Origin of the sequence: Coleofasciculus sp., assembly GCF_046565525.1 — a bacterium.
Lineage (GTDB): Bacteria > Cyanobacteriota > Cyanobacteriia > Cyanobacteriales > Coleofasciculaceae > Coleofasciculus.
On sequence record NZ_JBKHUP010000047.1, the window covers coordinates 25,479 to 45,678 of the forward strand.

General features: G+C 46.3%; 19 protein-coding genes and 1 pseudogene. 8 read left to right on the forward strand and 12 right to left on the reverse strand.

Annotated elements, in window-relative coordinates; all coding sequences use genetic code 11:
• Positions 1-83: 83 nt before the first annotated feature.
• A complete protein-coding gene (locus ACLGGO_RS17780; protein ID WP_446420302.1) occupies positions 84-2,108 on the reverse strand; it encodes a PAS domain S-box protein in 2,025 nt (674 codons plus the stop codon).
• Between the two features lie 337 nt (positions 2,109-2,445).
• On the opposite strand from ACLGGO_RS17780, the gene trpD reads away from it, so the two are divergent.
• The gene (trpD, locus tag ACLGGO_RS17785; RefSeq protein WP_446420303.1) at positions 2,446-3,489 is read left to right on the forward strand and encodes an anthranilate phosphoribosyltransferase; all 1,044 of its coding nucleotides are present in this window, start codon (positions 2,446-2,448) and stop codon (positions 3,487-3,489) included.
• A gap of 131 nt (positions 3,490-3,620) precedes the next feature.
• Positions 3,621-4,061 carry a GNAT family N-acetyltransferase gene (locus ACLGGO_RS17790; protein WP_446420304.1) on the forward strand — a complete coding sequence of 147 codons (441 nt, stop codon included), beginning with the start codon at positions 3,621-3,623 and terminating at the stop codon, positions 4,059-4,061.
• 189 nt (positions 4,062-4,250) lie between these two features.
• On the opposite strand, the gene ACLGGO_RS17795 is transcribed toward ACLGGO_RS17790, so the two are convergent.
• The 4 genes from ACLGGO_RS17795 to ACLGGO_RS17810 form a co-directional block, all read right to left on the reverse strand.
• Entirely contained in the window at positions 4,251-4,604 is a 354-nt protein-coding gene (locus ACLGGO_RS17795) for a HepT-like ribonuclease domain-containing protein (RefSeq protein ID WP_446420305.1), read from the reverse strand.
• Complete coding sequence (locus ACLGGO_RS17800; RefSeq protein ID WP_446420306.1) at positions 4,594-4,884, reverse strand: nucleotidyltransferase family protein; 291 nt, start codon at positions 4,882-4,884, stop codon at positions 4,594-4,596. The genes ACLGGO_RS17795 and ACLGGO_RS17800 overlap by 11 nt, the downstream gene beginning before the upstream one ends.
• A 48-nt stretch (positions 4,885-4,932) precedes the next feature.
• Positions 4,933-6,384, reverse strand: a complete 1,452-nt coding sequence (locus ACLGGO_RS17805; RefSeq protein ID WP_446420307.1) for a protein kinase domain-containing protein — start codon at positions 6,382-6,384, stop codon at positions 4,933-4,935.
• A 107-nt stretch (positions 6,385-6,491) separates the two neighbouring features.
• The gene (locus ACLGGO_RS17810; RefSeq protein ID WP_446420308.1) at positions 6,492-8,009 is read right to left on the reverse strand and encodes a serine/threonine protein kinase; all 1,518 of its coding nucleotides are present in this window, start codon (positions 8,007-8,009) and stop codon (positions 6,492-6,494) included.
• A gap of 100 nt (positions 8,010-8,109) precedes the next feature.
• On the opposite strand from ACLGGO_RS17810, the gene ACLGGO_RS17815 reads away from it, so the two are divergent.
• The gene (locus tag ACLGGO_RS17815) at positions 8,110-10,815 is read left to right on the forward strand and encodes a phospholipid carrier-dependent glycosyltransferase (RefSeq protein WP_446420309.1); all 2,706 of its coding nucleotides are present in this window, start codon (positions 8,110-8,112) and stop codon (positions 10,813-10,815) included.
• Positions 10,816-10,835: 20 nt separating this feature from the next.
• On the opposite strand, the gene ACLGGO_RS17820 is transcribed toward ACLGGO_RS17815, so the two are convergent.
• Both ACLGGO_RS17820 and ACLGGO_RS17825 read right to left on the reverse strand, forming a co-directional pair.
• Entirely contained in the window at positions 10,836-11,465 is a 630-nt protein-coding gene (locus ACLGGO_RS17820; protein WP_446337704.1) for a MotA/TolQ/ExbB proton channel family protein, read from the reverse strand.
• Between the two features lie 250 nt (positions 11,466-11,715).
• A complete protein-coding gene (locus ACLGGO_RS17825; protein ID WP_446420310.1) occupies positions 11,716-12,510 on the reverse strand; it encodes an LmeA family phospholipid-binding protein in 795 nt (264 codons plus the stop codon).
• Between the two features lie 164 nt (positions 12,511-12,674).
• On the opposite strand from ACLGGO_RS17825, the gene ACLGGO_RS17830 reads away from it, so the two are divergent.
• The gene (locus ACLGGO_RS17830) at positions 12,675-12,905 is read left to right on the forward strand and encodes a hypothetical protein (RefSeq protein WP_446420311.1); all 231 of its coding nucleotides are present in this window, start codon (positions 12,675-12,677) and stop codon (positions 12,903-12,905) included.
• Between the two features lie 9 nt (positions 12,906-12,914).
• Positions 12,915-13,313 carry a gamma-glutamylcyclotransferase family protein gene (locus ACLGGO_RS17835; RefSeq protein WP_446420312.1) on the forward strand — a complete coding sequence of 133 codons (399 nt, stop codon included), beginning with the start codon at positions 12,915-12,917 and terminating at the stop codon, positions 13,311-13,313.
• A gap of 103 nt (positions 13,314-13,416) precedes the next feature.
• Here ACLGGO_RS17835 and ACLGGO_RS17840 read toward each other — a convergent pair whose 3' ends face one another.
• On the reverse strand, positions 13,417-13,938 hold the full coding sequence (locus ACLGGO_RS17840) for an anti-sigma factor family protein (RefSeq protein ID WP_446420313.1): 522 nt from the start codon (positions 13,936-13,938) through the stop codon (positions 13,417-13,419).
• A 409-nt stretch (positions 13,939-14,347) separates the two neighbouring features.
• Complete coding sequence (locus ACLGGO_RS17845; protein WP_446336195.1) at positions 14,348-15,004, reverse strand: sigma-70 family RNA polymerase sigma factor; 657 nt, start codon at positions 15,002-15,004, stop codon at positions 14,348-14,350.
• Positions 15,005-15,322: 318 nt separating this feature from the next.
• On the opposite strand from ACLGGO_RS17845, the gene ACLGGO_RS17850 reads away from it, so the two are divergent.
• Positions 15,323-16,069, forward strand: a complete 747-nt coding sequence (locus tag ACLGGO_RS17850) for a L,D-transpeptidase (RefSeq protein WP_446420314.1) — start codon at positions 15,323-15,325, stop codon at positions 16,067-16,069.
• 122 nt (positions 16,070-16,191) lie between these two features.
• Here ACLGGO_RS17850 and ACLGGO_RS17855 read toward each other — a convergent pair whose 3' ends face one another.
• The 3 genes and pseudogenes from ACLGGO_RS17855 to ACLGGO_RS17865 all read right to left on the reverse strand — a co-directional run bounded on the left by ACLGGO_RS17855 (position 16,192) and on the right by ACLGGO_RS17865 (position 18,150).
• Positions 16,192-16,746: a late competence development ComFB family protein gene (locus ACLGGO_RS17855; RefSeq protein ID WP_446336193.1), complete on the reverse strand. Its 555-nt coding sequence runs from the start codon at positions 16,744-16,746 to the stop codon at positions 16,192-16,194.
• Positions 16,747-16,851: 105 nt separating this feature from the next.
• Positions 16,852-17,109 (reverse strand): annotated as a pseudogene (locus ACLGGO_RS17860) (zinc ribbon domain-containing protein); the annotation flags it as partial.
• 78 nt (positions 17,110-17,187) lie between these two features.
• Positions 17,188-18,150 (reverse strand): M23 family metallopeptidase, encoded by a 963-nt coding sequence (locus ACLGGO_RS17865; RefSeq protein ID WP_446420315.1) that lies wholly within the window; start codon positions 18,148-18,150, stop codon positions 17,188-17,190.
• Between the two features lie 118 nt (positions 18,151-18,268).
• Between ACLGGO_RS17865 and ACLGGO_RS17870 the strand changes: the two genes are divergently transcribed.
• Positions 18,269-19,567 (forward strand): AAA family ATPase, encoded by a 1,299-nt coding sequence (locus ACLGGO_RS17870; RefSeq protein WP_446420316.1) that lies wholly within the window; start codon positions 18,269-18,271, stop codon positions 19,565-19,567.
• Between the two features lie 5 nt (positions 19,568-19,572).
• Positions 19,573-20,055 carry a hypothetical protein gene (locus tag ACLGGO_RS17875; RefSeq protein WP_446420317.1) on the forward strand — a complete coding sequence of 161 codons (483 nt, stop codon included), beginning with the start codon at positions 19,573-19,575 and terminating at the stop codon, positions 20,053-20,055.
• The last annotated feature ends 145 nt before the right edge of the window (positions 20,056-20,200 follow it).

The following is a 20,200-nucleotide window of genomic DNA, read 5'->3' on the forward strand; positions in this document are numbered from 1 at the left end:
CTGGGGGAGCAGGGGGAGCTGGGGAAGCTGGGGGAGCAGGGGGAGCTGGGGAAGCTGGGGGAGCCGGATTAAATTTTCCCCAATCACCGCTTGTTCTGCGGTTGTTGAATCGGAATCTCAACCACCAACTCAGATCCTTGTTCAAGTGTCGAATTACACCACAGCTTACCGCCATGTTTTTCGACAACAATTTGGTAACTAACCGCCAACCCTAAACCCGTCCCTAAACCCACAGGTTTCGTAGTAAAGAAGGGATCAAAGAGCCGTTTTTTCGTTTGTGGACTCATCCCGATTCCGTTATCTGTGATGCGGATAAAAACATAAGGAGTATCTGGTTCAGAATCGTCCCTTTCTCCCTTAGAATTTTCCTCGGCTACATCATCAGCCATTGGAGACTTAACCGAGTCTGTTTGGCTAATACCTGTGCGAATCGTAATTGTTGGTGAAAATAGTCCCATCCCGTCCAAAAACTCTGCCTCAGTTGAAGACGAATAATGACTTGCCTTTTCCTCGATCGCGTCAATCGCATTGGTCAAGATATTCATAAAAACTTGATTTAACTGTCCGGGCCAACAATCGATGGGGGGCAAATCTCCATAGTCTTTAATCACACAGATTCCGGCTGATCCCGGCTTCTCCTTAAGTCGATATTGCAGAATCATCAAAGCACTCTCAATACCCGAATGAATATCTACTATTTTGCGCCCTGACTCATCTAAACGAGAAAAAGTCCGCAAAGATTGAACAATTTCTCGAATCCGTTCAGCGCCAACCTTCATTGAATATTGAAGTTTAGCAAAATCGGTCAATATAAAGTCCAAATCGATGCTATCGATCCGCTCTTTAAGAATGGCTGGAGGATTAGGATAAGCAGTGCGGTAAAGTTGTACCAGCGCGATGAGATCTTGGTAATACTCTTGGGCATAAATAAGATTGCCATAAATAAAATTAACCGGATTGTTAATTTCGTGAGCAATACCCGCCACAAGCTGACCCAAACTGGACATTTTTTCACTTTGGATCAGCTGAGATTGGGTGCGCTGCAAATCGTGGAGAGCTTTTGACAATTGTGCGGCTTGTTTTCGAGCATGTTCTGTGGCTCGACAGCTAGCGGCGTAAAGTTCAGCTTGTTGAATTGCCATGAGCAGTTGAGAGATCACCCCTTCGAGGAGTTCAACTTCGCTATCTATCCAAGGGCGAGTTTCCTGAGTGTGGCTGCAACTAATCACCCCGGTGATTCCGGAAGGGGTTTGTAGGGGGATAAGCAATAGAGACTGATAATCGAGCGATCGCATAAATTCCTGTAATAAGGAATCGCTCACCGTTTCCACGGTATCAATCCGCATCATGTTCAGATGGTATAACTGCTGCGTGAGAACTTCATTGGTGTCCGCCCAATAGCAGCCTGTCAAATCGGGAAGCGAAGACTCTCTATCTTCGGTGACAACTTCCCAATAAGCGGGCACTTGCTCAGCATGATACCGGATAAACTGACAGCGATCGATTCGCAATAGCTGGCGGATTTCTAGTACAGTTGTTTTCAGAATCGTATCTAGGTCTAAACTGTTGCGGATTTGGGTTGAGAGGCGATTGAGCAAGGCTTCTTGGTGAGCTTTTTCGCGCAAGCGGGCTTCTGAGCGTTGCAGAGCCGATTCAGCCGCTTGACAGGCGCTCATATCTTGAATGACGTGCAAAAAGTACTTCGGATTTCCTTGAGGCGATCGCACTACGGATATAGTGATTTGTACCCAGACAATGCTGCCATTTTGGTGTCGGTAGCGTTTTTGTTGACAGTGACTCTCAAGGGTACCGGCTAAGAGTAACTCCATTATCGCGCGATCGCTTGCCCAGTCATCGGGGTGGGTTAGGTCTTGCCAGGTGCGTGTGAGGACTTGATCACGGCTGTAGCCAACGATCTCACAAAACTTAGGGTTGACCCGAATTATTTTACCATCCGTCGATAAGTGTTTGATGCCAACGGCTGCTTGCTCAAAGGTATCACAGAAGCGATCATCACATTCATTTAGCTGTGCCTCAACAGGTTTGGATGGAATGTCCACAACAGAGGTTCTAGCTGTATTAGGTCGGGTGGGGTTGGAATAAAACAAGGGTTTTGAGTTAACGCTAAACCAAGTTAATGTGCCGTCAGGTTTTAAAATGCCTATGATAACATTCGGAGGATGAAAAAGTTTTCGGTTGAGACGGCGGGCGGAGGACACAGCGCTGGAAAAGCCATGTAGAGACGTAGCCGACTACGTCTTTGTTTGAATTTAGCGCTTGGACTCAGATAACACCTTTTTTGTACTTATGTAGATTATTGGTTCAATAATGGTATCTCCTGCTATCCGGTATAATAATACACCTAGTCATAGCAATCGTTAATTAAGAATTTGTCTTCATAATTTCCCCAAGCTCCTATTTTCTCAGGTAAACAAACATTAAGCAATGCTCCAAACTCCTACCAACTGGTCTAACCTGCTGCAACAAATCCTCGACAGACAATCATTATCCCGTGAGCAAGCCTCCCAATTAATGCAGGGGTGGCTAAATGAGGACATTCCGCCTGTTTTATCCGGGGCGATTCTGGCGGCGATTCAGGCAAAAGGAGTCTCGGCATCAGAATTGGCAGGAATGGCTAAAGTGTTGCAGGATCAATCCTTACAGCAGGAAACCCTTGACCATAAAACGCCAGTTATTGATACCTGTGGCACCGGTGGCGATGGTGCATCCACCTTTAATATATCGACGGCTGTAGCATTTGTGGCGGCGGCGGCTGGTGTACGGGTTGCCAAACATGGGAATCGTTCAGCCTCCTCGAAAGTGGGTTCAGCCGATGTTTTAGAGGCTTTGGGCGTCAATTTATCTGCCCCACCAGAAAAAGTCCAGTCCGCATTGGATGAGGTGGGCGTTACATTTCTTTTTGCCCGGGGATGGCATCCAGCGATGAAAGCGGTAGCCCCGTTGCGACAAACCCTGAAGGTGCGGACGGTATTTAATCTGTTAGGACCTCTAGTCAATCCCTTGCGCCCCACTGGTCAAGTGATTGGTGTATTTGATGCCAATGTAGTATCAACGGTTGCCCATGCTTTACAACAAATGGGAATTCATCAGGGAATTGTTCTCCATGGACGAGAAAAACTGGATGAAGCGGGATTGGCTGACGAAACCGACTTGGCGCTGCTATCTGATGGTGAGGTGCGACTGTCTACGCTAAATCCGCAACAGTTTGGTTTGACTTCAGCACCCACAGGGGCGTTGCGTGGTGGCGATGTGGCGGAAAATGTGGATATTTTAACCCATGTTTTACAGGGGAAAGGAACCGCCGCCCAACAGGATGTGGTGGCGTTAAATACCTCATTAGCCTTGCAAGTGGCTGGGGTTGTGGCGTTGGAGGATCATAAAGCTGGGATTGAACAGGCAAAGGATATCTTGAAAAGTGGGGCGGCTTGGTCAAAATTGGAACAGCTTATTCAGTTTTTGAAGAATTAAACATTTTTATTCTGTAGGGGAACGGCACTGCCGTACCCTCATCAGTCAACTGGAAGAAGGGAGAGGGAGAGAGTGTCAAATTATGCTACACAAAGTTCAGTGTAAGCGTAAATTGAGGTGTAGCGATCGCGATGAGCCATATCACGTTCCAGCTTGTTAATTATAAAGAATATTCAGCCGCTATTCAAGGGGTGAGACAGTCGGTTTTTCATATTGAACAAGGTGTTGATCCAAGTTTGGATTTGGATGGCAAAGATGAAACCGCCGATCATATTCTGGCGTATATCGAGAATCAGCCTGTGGGAACCGTCAGGGTGAGATATTTGGATCATCAAACCGCTAAAATTGAACGCCTCGCTGTTTTATCAGAGTTCCGAGGACAAGGAATCGGTAAGCGATTGATGGAAGAAGCCCTCAACATTGCAGCCAACAAGCAAATCAATACAGTGGTTATTCACGCTCAAGATTATGTCAAATCTCTTTATCTAAAACTTGGCTTTCTACCAGAGGGAGAGAGATTTGAAGAAGCGGGTATTTCTCATCTGAAGATGATCAAATTACTTAATTTTTAGATTTAAGGTTTAATCGGATGGATTAGAATTACGCTCCAAAAAACCGTAAAATCTATTTCACCCGTTTACCGTTTAACTGTGTCACGTCGAGATAGGGCGACCCGATCAAATTGAGGGGATTCCAATTGTTCATGAAAAAAAAGCGGGTCGCCCCTACAAGCTACCAGGGAGGAGCGCTAATTTTATTAACTATTCTTCCCTTGTTTCCCACTCTAGCACATCTTGGAGTTGGGATACTAATCGAGGTAGATCATCTTGAATGGTTTCCCAAACTCTGGCTAGATCAATTTGAAAATATTCGTGAGTGACAATATTTCGCATCCCCGCCATCAGACGCCAAGGAATATCAGGATAGCGGTTCTGGATTTCATCAGAAACAGTTCGAGTTGCTTCTCCAATCACAACAAAATCATAGAGAACTGCTTTAACAAGGGTTTCATTGTTTTGAAACTCCTCAAAAGTTATGTGGGCTGTACGTTGCTCAATTCCAGTTATGGATTGGAGAATATCTTGAAGGCGTAGCCGCCAATCTCTAGAAGGCACGAATTGAATCCTTAAGTACAGGTTCTCGCAAATGTTCCTTCAACGCTTCCTGAGTTCCCAAATCCACAGTACACCCTAAAATATCTTCTAAATAATACTGCACTTTCAATAGTTGAAACAACCCCCCTGGTCGATTAAACTCTACCAAAAAGTCTACATCACTATTTGCATCAGCCTCATTTCGTGCGACTGAGCCAAACAAATCCAGTGATTTTACTCCCATGTCCTGTAATTGTTTTCGATGTGCCGCGAGAATGGCTAGTACCTCATCTCGTTTCATGGTTTGTTTCCTGAAATCAAATCAGTCGTGTCGCTGTATTGTGTGCTATCAATAGTTTCGTAAAACATCGCTTGTGCCGGGAGCACAAGCTAAGTGACCCGTTTCATCATTTGGGATGACAGGATAGATGCTACCTGGATTGTCTGCTTTACATAACATGAAAGATACCGGATCTTCGTAGTGCATGCCGGTAAACCCTACCTCAAATACAAATCCTACATAGCTTCTTAAGTTATCCTGACGAGATATTGCATAATTTACGACTTGATGAGACAAAGGAGAGTTCGATGCTTGATTTTTTTCACGTTTAAATAAAACATGACCTGTCTGGTTATCTTGTATTGCTGCAAACATCGGACGATTAACGGTAGAATGACGAGTATAATATATATAATTCTCTGTTTCTGTTTCCATATTGATGTCTGTTTCCATCTTCGTGTAAACTCTTAAGTTTTCAAGCGAATCTAAAAAGGTATTATGGTCATAATAATACCTTCCCTGAGCGCGATACATTGATGATAAGTATTGTATTGCCTCAGCTTCTTTTGCTTTAACTTGTTGTTTATTCAAATAATCTGCGATGGGAAAACAAACACCAATTCCCCCAGCGACAACTGCAATCAAAACAGCAATAATACTAAAAGCGGCCCCCGGACTAATCGGCTGCTGATTCGTCGAATTTTCAGGAGCAAAGGCTGCTGTCAACGCCTCTAACCCTTGACGAGCGCTACTAAATCGTTGTTCTGTCGCGGGGTCAATTAGTTTTTCTAACCAGTAGCTAAAACGGGGATTTAGGTTGACTCTATCGGCAAATTTTAAACGTAAATTCTGCTGAGGTAAATCAGCCGGAGCTATCCCTGTCACTAAATGAATTAACGTCGCACCCAAGGAATACAAATCAGATGCTGCAACTGCTCGTCCCCACAGTTGTTCGGGAGCCGCATAACCACTGGTTCCCACTACAGTAAATGTTGCCCCTTCTGCCTTAGCGCGGTCTTGTACTGCCCCAAAATCGACTAAATAAACCTGTCCCTGCTCATCTACAATTAAATTACTCGGCTTGATATCCCGATGCAGTACAGGTGGACTGAGTTCATGGAGATAGATAAGAATATTTAAAATATCTGTGGCAATGGTTTGGGCTTCAGCTTCACTAAAACTATGACCTTGGTCTAACCGTTGGCGTAGGGATAAACCGGGAATATACTGTTGGACTAATCCAAACCAGGGTAACTCTGATTCGGTTTCTTCAATAGAAAAATAATCCCGATAACGAGGAATTCTTGGATGGTCTAAATGCTGCAAAACTTGGGCTTCTCGCTCAAAGAGTTTGAACTCCTCCCACTGCATTTGGGGACTAAATGCCAAGAGTTTGACCACAACCAATTCCTGCGGTTGAGTTTCTAAGTCTTCAGCTAACCAGGTTTGACGCCCTGCATTTTGTCCTAACTGTTGTCTGAGTTTATACCGTCCGTTGAGTATCTGTTGGGGATTCAGCATAATGTTATCCTTAATCATTCATTGAGCCAGTCTTTGATTTCCTGAACTAACCAGTCTCGTTCAGGTTCGGTTAATTCTTGCGCCACCGTACAACGAGTTGATTCGGTTTAAATCAAGATTTCTTGGAAGGGGATCGTTTTAATTGTTTCAATCTGGGAAGTGTCTATAGTCTGAGAGTCATAACACAACCCTAGCCAACAACGTTGGATATTTAACTTGTCCCGTTTTAAGTCAAGGCGATGATGTCCAAAAAGGAAAAAACTGACTGGATTTGATCGGGTTGCAAGTTTGGGAAACCCTCTGATAATCAGCCATCCGAATAAAACCGCGATCGCTAACCAAACAAAGAATGATGGATGACCCTGATTAAAGGTAGAAACTAGCGCCAAGAGTACGCAGCCAACTCCAGCAAGTCCCACCGTCAAGCCAAACCCTAACCGGAAAATTAACGTAACGCCTAATTTTGCCAATTTCTGATGACCTCGTTCCGGTTCTAGATGCTTCAGCACCCGAAATTCAATTGTCCCCAACCAACCCAGAAGAATCGTCAGCGCTAGCAGTAGAAAGAATAATGGATTTCCTTGACTAAAGAATATTTTTAAGTACCATAAAATTACTACCTCGGCAAGGGTTAGCACGCCTAAAAACAGGGGTAAACCCTTCCGCAAAATTCGTCCTAGCCCTAATTTTATCGCCGTTGTTAATAACCCGCCGCGTGCGGGAAATTGAATCCGAAACTGCTGGGGAGACTTGTGAGAGCGAATCCGTGAATGTGGAGGCTGACGGGTAGCAGGTGGGGAACTCTGGCGAACCCGATTAGATTTCAAGTCTTCTAACGCTTGACTCGCACTGCTATAGCGTGGCTCTAATTCAGGCTCCGTTAGGGTTTCAATCCAGCGAACCAAAGTAGAATTGAGGCTGGTGTAATGGCTAAATTGAACCCGCATTTGACGTTGGGGTAAATCAGCCGGAGCCAAACCTGTGGCAAGATGAATTAAGGTGGCTCCCAAAGCGTATAAATCAGACGCCGGGACAGCCTTACCCCAAAACTGTTCTAACGGAGCATAACCTGTCGTGCCAACCACTGTAAAGGTTACCCCTTCAACTGCTGTCTGATCTTGCACCGCACCAAAATCGACGAGATACACCCGTTCATCTTCTCCCCAAATCAGGTTACTAGGTTTAATATCCCGATGGAGAACGGGTGGATTCAAAGCGTGTAAATAACCGAGAATTTCCAGAACCTCTGTCGCAATCTGGCGCACTTGAACTTCGGTAAAGCGTTTTCCTTGCTCTAGCCATTGTTGCAAGGAAGCACCGGGAATGTAATCTTGGACTAGACCAAACCAGGGTAAGCCACCTCCTGATTGCTTATCCAGGGAAAAATAGTCTCGATACCGGGGAATCCGAGGATGCTGTAACTGCTGGAGAACTTGAGCCTCGCGTTCAAAGAGTTTCAAGTCTTCCCACTGCATCTGAGGATTAAAGGCGAGGAGTTTGAGAATCACTGGCTGGCTGGGTTGCGCTGAAAGATCCATCGCCAACCAGGTTTGACGACCCGCATTCTGACCCAGTTTTTGTTGAAGCTGATAACGCTGATGCACGACATCTGGGAGTTGTAGCATCCTCACACCTCGGTTACGATGGCAGCTTTCTTTCTAAGGTAACTTAATACATTCCGCTATAGTGAGTAGTTACTGGTTATTGGACAATGAACGATGAACTATGAACAAACGATTACAGTGGTGGAAAACGGGGAACCGCAAATATCTAGGTATTCTGGGACTAATTTGGCTAGCCAGCGCTTTGTGCGATCGCGTGTGGTTTGCTGTTGATAATTCTGTCCCCGCTTGGGATGAGGCGGATTATTTGACGGGTTCGTTAAACTATTGGCAAGCGTTGCAGCATCCTGAGTGGTTCTCTGGGGAATGGTGGACGAATTTATGGCAACTTTCCTCTAAAATACCACCTTTTACTTATATCGCTACGGCTATTATTCAACATGTTTTGGGTCGGGGAACGGATCAAGCTACGCTGGTTCTGTTACTCTTTCATGCTATTCTTATCGGCTCAGTTTACGGCTTAGGTGTCCAACTTTTCAACCGTCGGGTTGGATTATGGGCGGCTGGATTAACGGTGCTTTTACCGGGACTCTATCGCTATCGTTTGGAATTCCTCCTCGATTATCCCTTGACTGCTGTTGTTACACTCAGTTTCTTTTGTCTCACAGTTTGGCGAACTCAAAGTTTAAAACCTGTAATTGCTAAACCGCAACTTAATTACCAATCTCTACTCTGGGTAATGATCTTTGGTTTGTCCCTAGGATTGGCGCTAATGGTTAAGCAAACAGCGCTGTTTTTTCTATTTATACCAATTATCTGGGTTATCGTGGGGACTATTCGACGGCGAAACTGGGGGCGCTTGGCTCAGTTAATCGCTGGATTGTTGGTGTCTGTGTTGATATTTGGTTCCTGGTATCGCACCAACTGGCTACTCATTTTAACTTCTGGGAAACGAGCCACGTTAGATTCCGCGATCGCAGAGGGTGATCCGGCTCTGAATACTCTGGATGCTTGGCTTTATTATGGGAAGATTTTACCTTATTTGGTGTCTTGGGTTCTGTTGCTTGTACCGATTGTTGGTTTGATTCTTTATTGGCGTAATAAAGATCGAAGGTTGGGTACGGAGGATGTTTTTTCAACGCAGAGGGGCGCAGAGGTTAACGCAGAGGGGCGCAGAGGGTTTCAGACACGATATGGGTTGGGTGGGTTAGGTTGGTCTTTCGGTTGGCTGGCTGTGTTTTTGATCGGGGGTTATCTGTTGTGTTCTCTGAATGTGAATAAGGATGCTCGGTATATTTTGCCATTGTTACCTGTATTTTCGTTAGTTTTAGCATCGGGTTTGGTTCTATGGCAAGGTCGTTTTGGACAACAGGTTCGCTGGGGGACGGTGGGATTGGCGTCTGTGTTAATGGTGCTGAATTTGTTTCCTTTGGGCGGCGCTTTTTTAACCCACTTTCTTTCGCCGCGTGTTCAACATTTTCCTTATTTGGGACAACCTGTTCCTCTGGCTCAGGTGATTGATGAAATTATCCAAGTATCTCCGAATTTACAGACAACGTTAGGGGTATTGCCTTCAACTCCGGAAATTAATCAGCACAATTTAAATTATTATGGGGCGTTGCGGGATTTTCAGGTGTATGGGCGTCAGGTGGGAGTACGGGAGAAACAGGTTGAACAGGATGCGCGATCGCTGTCTTGGTTTGTGACGAAGACAGGTGATCAAGGTTCTATCCCTGAGGCGCAAGCGGCTATAGTGGAGAAGGTTGAAAAAGGGGGCGAATTTCAACTCCAGAAAACTTGGGATTTACCTGATGGAAGTCTGCTCAAGCTCTATCATCGACATCAGCCATTTGTCAAGGTAACAAAAGTCAATAGTAAACAGTCAATTGTCGGGGCGGGTTTAGCCACTAAACCTGGCTTTTCACTGATAACGTATCAACAAAACTCGCCCTTGAGCGTAGTCGAAGGGTCAGATAAAATTCAGTTAAATCGGGTGATTTTACCAGAGACAGCCCCCCCTGGTTTACCTGTACCTGTTACTTACGAATGGACAGGGGATTGGCAATCGTTAGAATCGGGTATTGTGTTATTAACCTGGCATTCGCTGGAAGGGGGATATCAATATCAATGGCTCCATGATCATGGTATTGGGATGGGAAGTTTATATCCTGACTCACCCATCAACAGCCAGCTATCCACCGTTAACCCTAAATTGCCTAAATACCAAGTTATTGAACGGATGGCGATGTTACCTAGGGCAGATATCCCAGCCGGAACGTATACATTAAAAGCTACTTATTTGCATCGAGAGACGGGGGAAACCTATCCGATATCTGTACCAACGGTTAGGATAAAGATTGACCCCAAAGCGTCTACAACACCTGCACCGGAATTAGATTTAATTACCCAATTTCGGACATTAGCCGCTACTTTGCCAAAGGGTTCTGATTCCCTGGAGGCTATCTTTGAACAAACGGGGCGGATTAATCAGTATGACCCGATTCAGGACTATCTCGTGCAGGCAGATTTGGCGTTAACTCATCGGTTAAAGTTGGAACCGCAACGGCTAGATTTGGCTTATGCTCTAGCTTTATCTAAGGTTTTGCAGGTAGATTCTCAGGGTGCGATCGCGGCATTACAACGAGTCGTTCAGCTTGATCCAAAAAATCCTTATGCTCATGCTTATCTTGCTTTCGTTTATTTGTATGAATGGCAAGGGAAAGCTGCCCAAAATGCGCTCAAGCCTGCCCTAAATCTCAACCCAAATCTGTCTGAACTTCAAGCTCTTTCTGGTATTGCTGCCTTGATGCAAGGGAATTTGATCAAAACATGGTATTTTCTGGATAAATTTGTAATTAGTCCTGAGTAGAATACTGAGAAAGAGTGAGTTTATTTAATTCGCTCATAATAACCGAGATAAATCAATTCCAGCTTCCCCCCATACTCCTGAATCAAGCTGAGTTGACGCCGATACAATCCACGAAAGGTGTTGGCAAATATCAGGGTAGCGATCGCGACACTCAACCCGGCGACGGTAGAAATTAAGGCTTCACTGATCCCGCCTGTCACACCCACGGTGGTTTGACCGCCAATATCGCCAATCTGTAGGGCGGCAAAGGCGTCAATTAATCCTAATATAGTGCCTAAAAGTCCGAGCAGAGGTGAGACACTAATGATGGTCTCAAATGCCGTGTTGAACCGCTTGAGAATCGGTAACTCTGCTTGCAGGGAACTTTCGAGGGCGAGTCGAAATTTCTCTGGAGTGGGACTTTTGAGTTCCAACGCGGCTAGAAAAATTCGTGCGATTGGCAGATCACTATTTTGTTCTAGTTTGAGAAAGGCTTCTGGAGGATTTTGTTGGTACAAGTGCAGCACCTCTCGCATCAGGCGATTCTGGCGCTGAGTGACTCGCCACCAAAAATTTAGCCGCTCTAAAATTAGCGCGATCGCTAAGATAGAAAGCACTAACAGGGGCAACATGACTACCCCACCCAAGGAAAAAAAGGCGTTTAATGACATGCAGCTGCTCAATTGTTGACATCCTCCCCGGCGTGTAGCTTGCTTCCCGCCGGGTACGCACGGGGATTCCCTACCAGTCGAACAACGACAGTTGAACGTACTCAAGGGTGGGTTGACGGCTCAACACGCACTGCCTCAGATGAGATCTTACACTGGGGAGGAGGGAATAGGTGATTGGGCAAATTTTTTTGTCTGTTGTTCACCCCACACCTTATACCCTACACCCTACACCCCTGTTTCCCCTGAATGGCTAAGGAGTATTGGGGATGCGATCAATTTGGGCATAACCACTAAATATTAGCTGTTGTCCCTGAGTTTCTAGGCGATTGATTCGCATCGTAACGCCATCAAGATTGAAGCGATCCAGATCCACCATATTATTCAAAATCTTATCCAGGGCATCGGTCAAGGCTTCAGATTTGCCTCGCAATTCCTCTGGAATAGTATCTGGTTCAAATTTAGAGTCTTTGAAGAGAATCCGCCGCCGCTTTTCTACAGCCAGAGTTGAGGTCATGCTAATCGGCACTAATTCCTGATCGGGAAGGTTAACTTTGGCAAAAAGCTGAATCCGGTTATTGGGAAGCAGCTTGAGTTGCACGTCAGTGAAGGAAATTGGCTGACCCCCAGTCAGATCCTCTAATTCGGGAATGGAAATATTTTCTAAGCGCTTTCTCACCAGTTCGGCTTTAAACGACTGGTTGATATCGGGTTCTGTTAACACGACTTGGGCGATCGCTTGGGTAGGTTGCTTCAGGTGAATCTGACCCTTGAGCACAGAACTGAAGTCCAAGGACACAGCGTCTGTTTCAAAGGACATCTCCTCAGTCCGAAACTCTCTACGTATCACCAAGCCTCGCCCCTCCATCTTAAAGCTGTCAATGCTACCCTGTAACAGTTTACTGGAGGGATTGCAGCGCACCGAAACCTCGACAGACTCACTGCGAGTAAAGAGGTGGCGAATCGTATTGCTGGCGACGGTATTGAGCATCCGTTCGCCCCAATCTGTACCAGACGGGTTGGTTAAACCGGCAAAGCCACCGAGCATAGTAGTCCTGTTATCCACGCGAGTTGTCTCTTTACATTTGTAACAAAATGTGAAGCCTTCAGCAATCTCACGGTGGGAATATTGATGAATATCCCGAATTTGCGACTAGCATAGACCCAGGGTTGACTTGGGGTCTAGCGATAGGAATAGAATTTCTGAAGTTAATGATTAGTTTTGGCAAAGGTGCAGGATTGATCACACCTGATGCAGTGGGCAACTTTCCACAAAACAGGAAATATTATTCAGACATTACCCCTGAAACTTTAATCACTCCTGTTATTGTACAGGCGACGGCTATAGATTCAATCATCCGTCGTAACTTTGTTCTGATTAAGGCAATAATGAAATCTTATCAATTATTTTCAAACCGTAGTCCAGGACAGTCAAAGTATTAGGAGGGGAGCATGTCAATCCGGGTGTTTGTCTACGGGACTCTCAAACCTGGGGAAGTCAATTATCTGCGCTACTGTGAGGGAAAAGTGTTAGCCGCCCAACCTGCGATCGCGTTGGGTCAACTGTTCGATTTGCCCCTCGGCTATCCGGCGATGATCCCTGGAAAGAGTCCGGTGCGGGGCTTTTTGCTGACGTTCACTGAGCCAACCCTTTTAACCGTCTTGGATAAGCTAGAAGACTACAATCCGCAGCGAAACCCAGAGGACAATCAATATTATCGACAACAAGTGACTATTTATGATCTGGCTCACCAATCTTTAGGACAGGCTTGGATTTACCTCATGCAACCTGAGCGAGTGCAGCGTTTAGGGGGTACACTCATTTCTTCCGGTTTCTGGAGTCGCACTTGAATGATTAATTATGAATACCCCATCGTCAGAAAATGGGGCATAAGGGGGAGATGCTTTTGTGTTTTCACAGCCAGCGACAGGAATTTCAGGCTACCTAACCAAATCAAGGGTTGAGGATAGCAGAATCAATAAAATTTTCCGCCGATGCACTTGTCGCCTTGGGGATTTGGATAACTGGACGGTTGACAGCAATCATCAGAGGCTCCGCCGCCTCTTCTGTTAGAGGAGTTTGAGCCAACCGTGGCATAAACTGACTCCCAGGGAGAATCCCGGAAAAGGCACTGACAAACATCGCCGCGATCGCAGCACCACCCCAAACCATCGTGTTCCGCATCCGGCGGCGATCAATGCGGGTAAACACCTGATTCGCCGTCTCTCGAGCGGTTACCTGATTTGCCGGTATGGGAAGCTGGTGCAACCCTTGGCGTAGCTTCATCAGTCGAGCATACAAGTGCTGGCTATTGGCATCCCTTGCCAGCCACTCTTGCACTTGATAGCGCTCAGCTGCTGTGACCTCACCATCAATATAGGCGCTGATGAGTTCAAAGCGATCGCGCTGTAGACTATCCATTTCTCTGGCAGTTTCTTGCCCTGAACCGTTATGAGCATCAAAATTAGAGTTCATTTTAGATCACCACCGAGTCTTCACAAGCGCTCAAATAGGGTACCGTTATCGTCTGTAGCATCCTCCCACACTGACTCTAGCCGAGAGAGGGTGTGGGCTTCCTTTGTCGTAATCTTGCAATTACGCTTAGAGGCATTTTATAGTGAGGAGATGCAAGCACCCCACTTTTAAAGTTGATCGGGTTGTCAGGTTTGGCTTTTACCGATAACTTGCCAGCTTTTGCAGCGTGACAAATAGTAGTTAAAAGTTGACCTTAGCCAGTGTAACGCAAGACTGGGGTTAACTAGTACACCCTTCATGGGATTGGGAGCAAAGCATTTGGGACTACTTTACCCAAGATGTTATATATCCCATCATAGAATGAACCAAGGTTTAGGGGAACAGTTTCCCCATTATAATCTGGAGACAATTAAGCCTCTAGATAGGGTTGCAGTTGAGATTGTAGTCTTGAGCGGGCACGAGCGATACGCGACTTGACGGTTCCCAGGGATACGCCTGTAATTTCGGCAATTTCTTCATAAGCCATCCCTTCAATTTCTCGCAAGACAATAGTCGTGCGGAATGCTTCAGGTAAGTCTTTGATAGCTTCTCGTAGCTGGGCGTAAAATTCCCGCGTTGCCATATTGTCTTCCGGACTTGGCCCATCAGCAGCAATTTCCCAATCCATCTCACCATCATTCATCTGACGCGGTGCATCCAGTGACAATGGCGGAGCTACCCGTTTGCGTTTACGCAGCTCATCATAGAAAAGATTGGTCGCGATCCGGCTCAACCAGCCCTTAAATTTGACGGGTTCATTGAGGCGCTTAATATTCCGGTAAACTCTAATCCAAACTTCTTGCGCCAAGTCGGGTCTGTCCTGCCAATCTGGAGCAAGATGGTATAAAATCTTCTCCACATGGGACTGATATCGGCGCAGCAGTTCAGCAAAAGCAGCCCGGTCAGGAGTAATACCGTCCTGACAGCGCAAAATTAAATCGTAGTTCGAGAGTTTGTCAGGTTGCACCGTCACATTATTGGGTGTGACCTCAACCGGTGACCAGGATAGAGAAATCGATTGGCTCATGGATGGAATGGGTGCTAGAACATCCTTACTCTCCACAGACGCCTGACTTCACGTAGAGTTCCCGCTCAGATTAGCAAAGGCTTGGTTGGGGTGAATAAACTAACTTTTAATTATCTCTATTCAAACCTACCAAATACATCCTCCAAACGGGTAGTGTTTCCCGTCAAGTCCTACTGTGGCATCTGGAAAAGCCTATCATCATTCTTCTAGAGGAAAGACATCCTATCCGGAAAAAAGGGTTTGGCGGTTTTTCCTGTCAAGTTTAAAGTGGTTTTGATAGGTTAGACTTGTCCCGGTGTGATACCCTCCTAAGCAATTATGGGCGGAACCTTCTCACTCAAAACTAGCTTGATGCTGCTTTGCTTTGGAGCAGCAGGATTATTATTGTCAGTGGCTTGGCAACAAAGTCAATCGATACCACTCCCCTCTGAGATTGCCCAATCGGTTCAGAGGACATTTCTGGATGGAGAGAATGAGAGTGACTTGGATTCGCCCCAGCCACTGGGGAAGTACGGTGAATGGATGAGAAAGCGAATGACGCTTGATTGGGGATGGGGAGTAGATGCGCCTGTTCCCTTAGCCGGATTAATTCTACCTCATCCAGGTTCTTCTGAGGGAAACGCGATCGCACAAGCATTACCCCTGACTCCCCATCTGAACCAGGCAATAGCCGCTCTGAATGTGCGCTTAGTGGTGGATTTGAGTGATGCCAAGGTGTATAGTTACTGGGGGGAGCAAGAACTCGCTAGCTATCCAGTTGCTGTGGGTCAACCGGGTTGGGAAACCCCTACAGGTAGCTTCAAGGTTCTCCGCAAGCAGCGTAATCCCATCTGGCGACAACCCATCACTGGTGATTTAATCCCGACTGGACCGGATAATCCCTTAGGCGATCGCTGGATTGGATTTTGGTCTGACGAACACCATCAGATTGGCTTTCATGGAACTAATGATGAAGATCTCGTGGGTAAGCCAATTTCTCACGGCTGCTTACGGATGCGAAATACTGATATTCAGGCGCTGTATGAACAAATTCAAGTTGGAACGCCTATCTTAGTACGGAAATGATTCGTCATTGGTCATTGGTCATTCGTTAGGGAACAGATTGACATCCTCCCCCTGCTCCCCCTGCTCCCCCTGCTCCCCCTGCTTCCCCTGCTCCCCCTGCTCCCCCTGCTCCCCCTGCGTCTCTATTGACTTTTGAGATCAGATTTGGGTTCAAAGTTGGGGGCGTAATCTTGGAGTAAGGAACTCACCTGCTGGAACAAATCTTTGCCGCTACTTCTACGAATCGCTTGGCGTTCAGAGCCAAAATCAGGTCGATGCAGATTTTGCGTGATCGCGGTATTAACTTGCTGAGTTATCAACTCTTGCAATTCTTCTTTGGCTCGTTGACGTTGGTATTTTGCCCCTTCTTCTGTCGTAGCATACAGAGGGGGGAGTCGATTCAGAGCATAGGCGGCGATATCACCCACATCCAGCACTTGGTCAGTGGTTGCTTCAATTTCCGCCACTTGCGCGATCGCTTCGGTGAGTACCAACTCCTCCATCACGTTAATGAACTGCTTGCGAGGAACGGCGACAACTTCACCCGTCAACAGCGCTCCCATCAGGCGATCCAACGCCATATATTCTTCGATCGAAAGCTCTGATGCTGTATCACAAATACGTCCAACCTCAGTTTCCATGACTGGGGTTAAGTAACCATCTTGCAGAGCTTGTTCTACGATTTTTTCAATACTCATGGTAGTTGGATTGTGTTGCCCATTCGTCGCTCAGATCAGGGGAGACTTACCAGAGTTTACCATGAAGTGACATCTCCTACACCAACCTGCGTACAGGTGGTTGTGCTAGGCTTCGCAACCAATCCGGCTATCGCTATTGAGGCGTTGCACTTTAAGGACTGGATGACCCTCAGCCCTGTTTTTGATATTTATAGCTGCATTATGATCGCGGTCAAGTCTACAACCACAATAAGGACAGTCTGGAGTGCGAATATGCCGCTTTTTAGGTACTTTCTCGTTGCACTTGGAGCAATCTTGTGAAGTCTTATGAGCGCTTACAGAAACAACCAACAAACCAGCTTTTTCGGCTTTATTTGCCAGTATTTACAGAAAACGATTTGTTAAACCAACCCCACAAGTGCATAAGATTCGGGAAAACTTCAGAAAAACTTAAACACGGTTTTATTCGATACCTTCAAATCTCCAGGGAACTGGATCTACGGCAATGCCATGAACATACAGTCCCCAGTGCAAATGCGGTCCGGTAGAAGCCCCTGTTGATCCCACTGTACCAATTCTTTGACCGGTTTGGACAAAATCTCCTTGTTGAACGTCGATCTGATTGAGGTGCAGCATAATACTCAATACTCCTTGACCATGGTCAATTCCTACTGTATTGCCATGCACCTGAAACCCCTCGGATTCTCGTCCCACTAACGCCACTCGTCCGGCTGCGGGTGCAACGACAGGCGAACCCGTCCCGGCGGCGTAGTCAACGCCTCGATGATAATAATCCTCAGCGAATACTCCGTTATAATAACGACGCACGCCAAACACCGTAGACACTCGACCCGCATTAGGTTTAAGCAAAGGTCCATTCCAGAACTTTTGGGGCGTCACCAATGTTTTAAACTCAGCAACCCGATTGAGTTCTAGTTCGGTGGCGGCGCGGTTGGCGCCACCTGATAGTCGGATGCGTTGGGTAGGAAACGAACGATTTCTCAGGGATACAGCCAGGTTCCTCACCTCACCATCCCCAGTCACCTGAACTTGCAGACTTCCAGGTTTATCCAGAGGACTGGTTGGGAGTAAGGCGCGATAGCGATTAGCGGCGACAGGAAAGGTGGGATAGGTTTTTTGCCCGATGGACACCCTAGGCGGTTGAGTCGTGGTTTGAGTTTCAATCATCACAGACAGCGTATCCCCTAACTGTGGACTTTCTGGGGTTACTCGCACTTGCAGCGCGATCGCAGCTTGACTCTTGATCGCCAAAACTGTTGCTATACCTACAGTTAGCGATGTAGTCCACCGTCCTTTGATCCTCAATGGTTTGGCAGGGAAACGTCGCGGAGTGACCGGAGGCGGTTGACTGGGAATTCCTGAACTCTGGGTGTTGAGTCTGGCTTTTTCAATGTCTTCAACCATTTAGCGTCTTGAACCTCAATTCAAACTGTTACCACAAAATAAGGCGATCGGGTAAGTTCCAACCGTTGAACTAAAATACATGATATCTGGAAATGCCAGTTTATTAAGAGGATGTCACATGAGCGTTATCCTGTCTGAGTTCACTCTGGCAAATTTCAAAAGTTACCGTGAAGGACGACTACCCCTTGGGTCGCTGACTGTCCTAATTGGTGCGAATGCTTCTGGCAAAAGTAATGCATTAGAAGGTTTGCGCTTTCTGTCCTGGCTGGCTCAAGGGAAAAAACTTTCCAGCATTCGATATGAGACAAACCGTTCTGATCGCATTGTTCGAGGTCGGATCAGCGATTTATGTTATCAAGAAGAATCAAGTTTTACTATCGGTTGCCAGCTCGATCGGACTGAATGGAACGAACTCACCCTGACTCTCACTGTTCGGGATGGCGATCTACATATCAGTAGTGAGCGAATAACTGGAGCCTCAGATCAAGTACTCTACGATTTGGATAGACCTTCTCAGGGTATGGGAACGGATGTTGATGTGGCTTATAACAACTTTGCCAGAGGACGAAATAAGCCCCACATCACCTGTAGCGATCAGATGGCGATATTCGTTCAACTGGACAGCCCTGCTAGTTTTAATGCTAAGCACAAAAAGTCTCAACAGGTTATTCCAGAAATCGTCCGTAACTATCAACGTGTGTTGGAGAACATTCTGTTTCTCGATCCCATTCCGGCAAGAATGCGCGAGTATAGCTTCAAGACGGATAAGCGATTGCAAGGAGATGGCAGCAATCTTTCCAGCGTACTATTTCGGTTATGGAAAGGTAATGCTAGCAATCAACAGGCAATTTTAGATTTTATCCAGAGTCTCCCAGAACAGGCAATTTCCGGATTGGATTTTTTGATTGGACCCAGGGATGAGGTAATGGTAAGCCTCACAGAGACATTTGGGAACATCGAGCGCCCTTGTGAAGCTGCCTTATTATCGGATGGAACCTTACGGGTACTGGCAATTGCTGCGGCTATGCTTTCTGCCACTGAAGGGAGCCTAGTGGTTATTGAGGAAATCGACAATGGGGTTCATCCTACCAGAGCTGAACATTTACTCGCCAGTATTCGGGCAATCGCTGAGCGCCGTAACTTGCGGGTACTCCTGTCCACCCATAATCCAGCGCTGATGAATGCTTTGCCCGATCGCGCCCTCGGAGATGTTGTCTTCTGTTTTCGTGATCCACAGGACGGAAATAGCCGTCTGATCAGACTCGGAGATATGGATGAATTTCCGGGTCTCGTATCTCAAGGTCCACTGGGGCAGTTGGTCACAACTGGAGTCGTTGATCGATTTATTAAATCACCGCACACTCCTGAGGAACGAAAACAGCGAGCAATGGATTGGCTTGCTCGTTTGCAGGGGTAGGGCGAATGAGCAGCGTTTGCCTGATTGATACCAGCATATTTCTCAACTTGCTAGATGTCCCCAACTGCAATGAATCAAAGGAAAAAGTAACCGAAGATTTTAAGACTTATGTGGAGGCTGGATGTACCTTTCTCTTACCCATGGTGACAATAGTTGAAACAGGTAATCACATTGCCCAGAATGGTGATGGCAACATCCGTCGAACCACAGCTCAACGATTTGTTGTCGCTGTTAAAGCCGCATTTTCTGGTGAAGCACCTTGGCAACCTGTCGTTTTTCCCGATATGAAAGAGATTCTCTCCTGGATTGAGGAGTTCCCCGATTTTGCGGGTAGGAACAAAGCTCATAACAAACCCGAAGGAACAAGTTTTGGGGATTTGAGTATTATTCGGGAATTTGATAAGGCTTGTGACCGTTTTGAGATGAGTGAAGTTTTCATCTGGTCTCTCGATAGCGATTTACAGAGCTATCACCAACAACCTAGATAGGGTGAAGGTCGCCGAGTGACGAGGAATGGCTCGATCCGCCCGTTGACTCCAAACCCGGTTTTTTAACACAGAATGTTGCTGGAGTTAACAAAATGTTGGAAATCTTAAGAAAATTTGTATCCTAGAAGGATATAGCACTTTAATT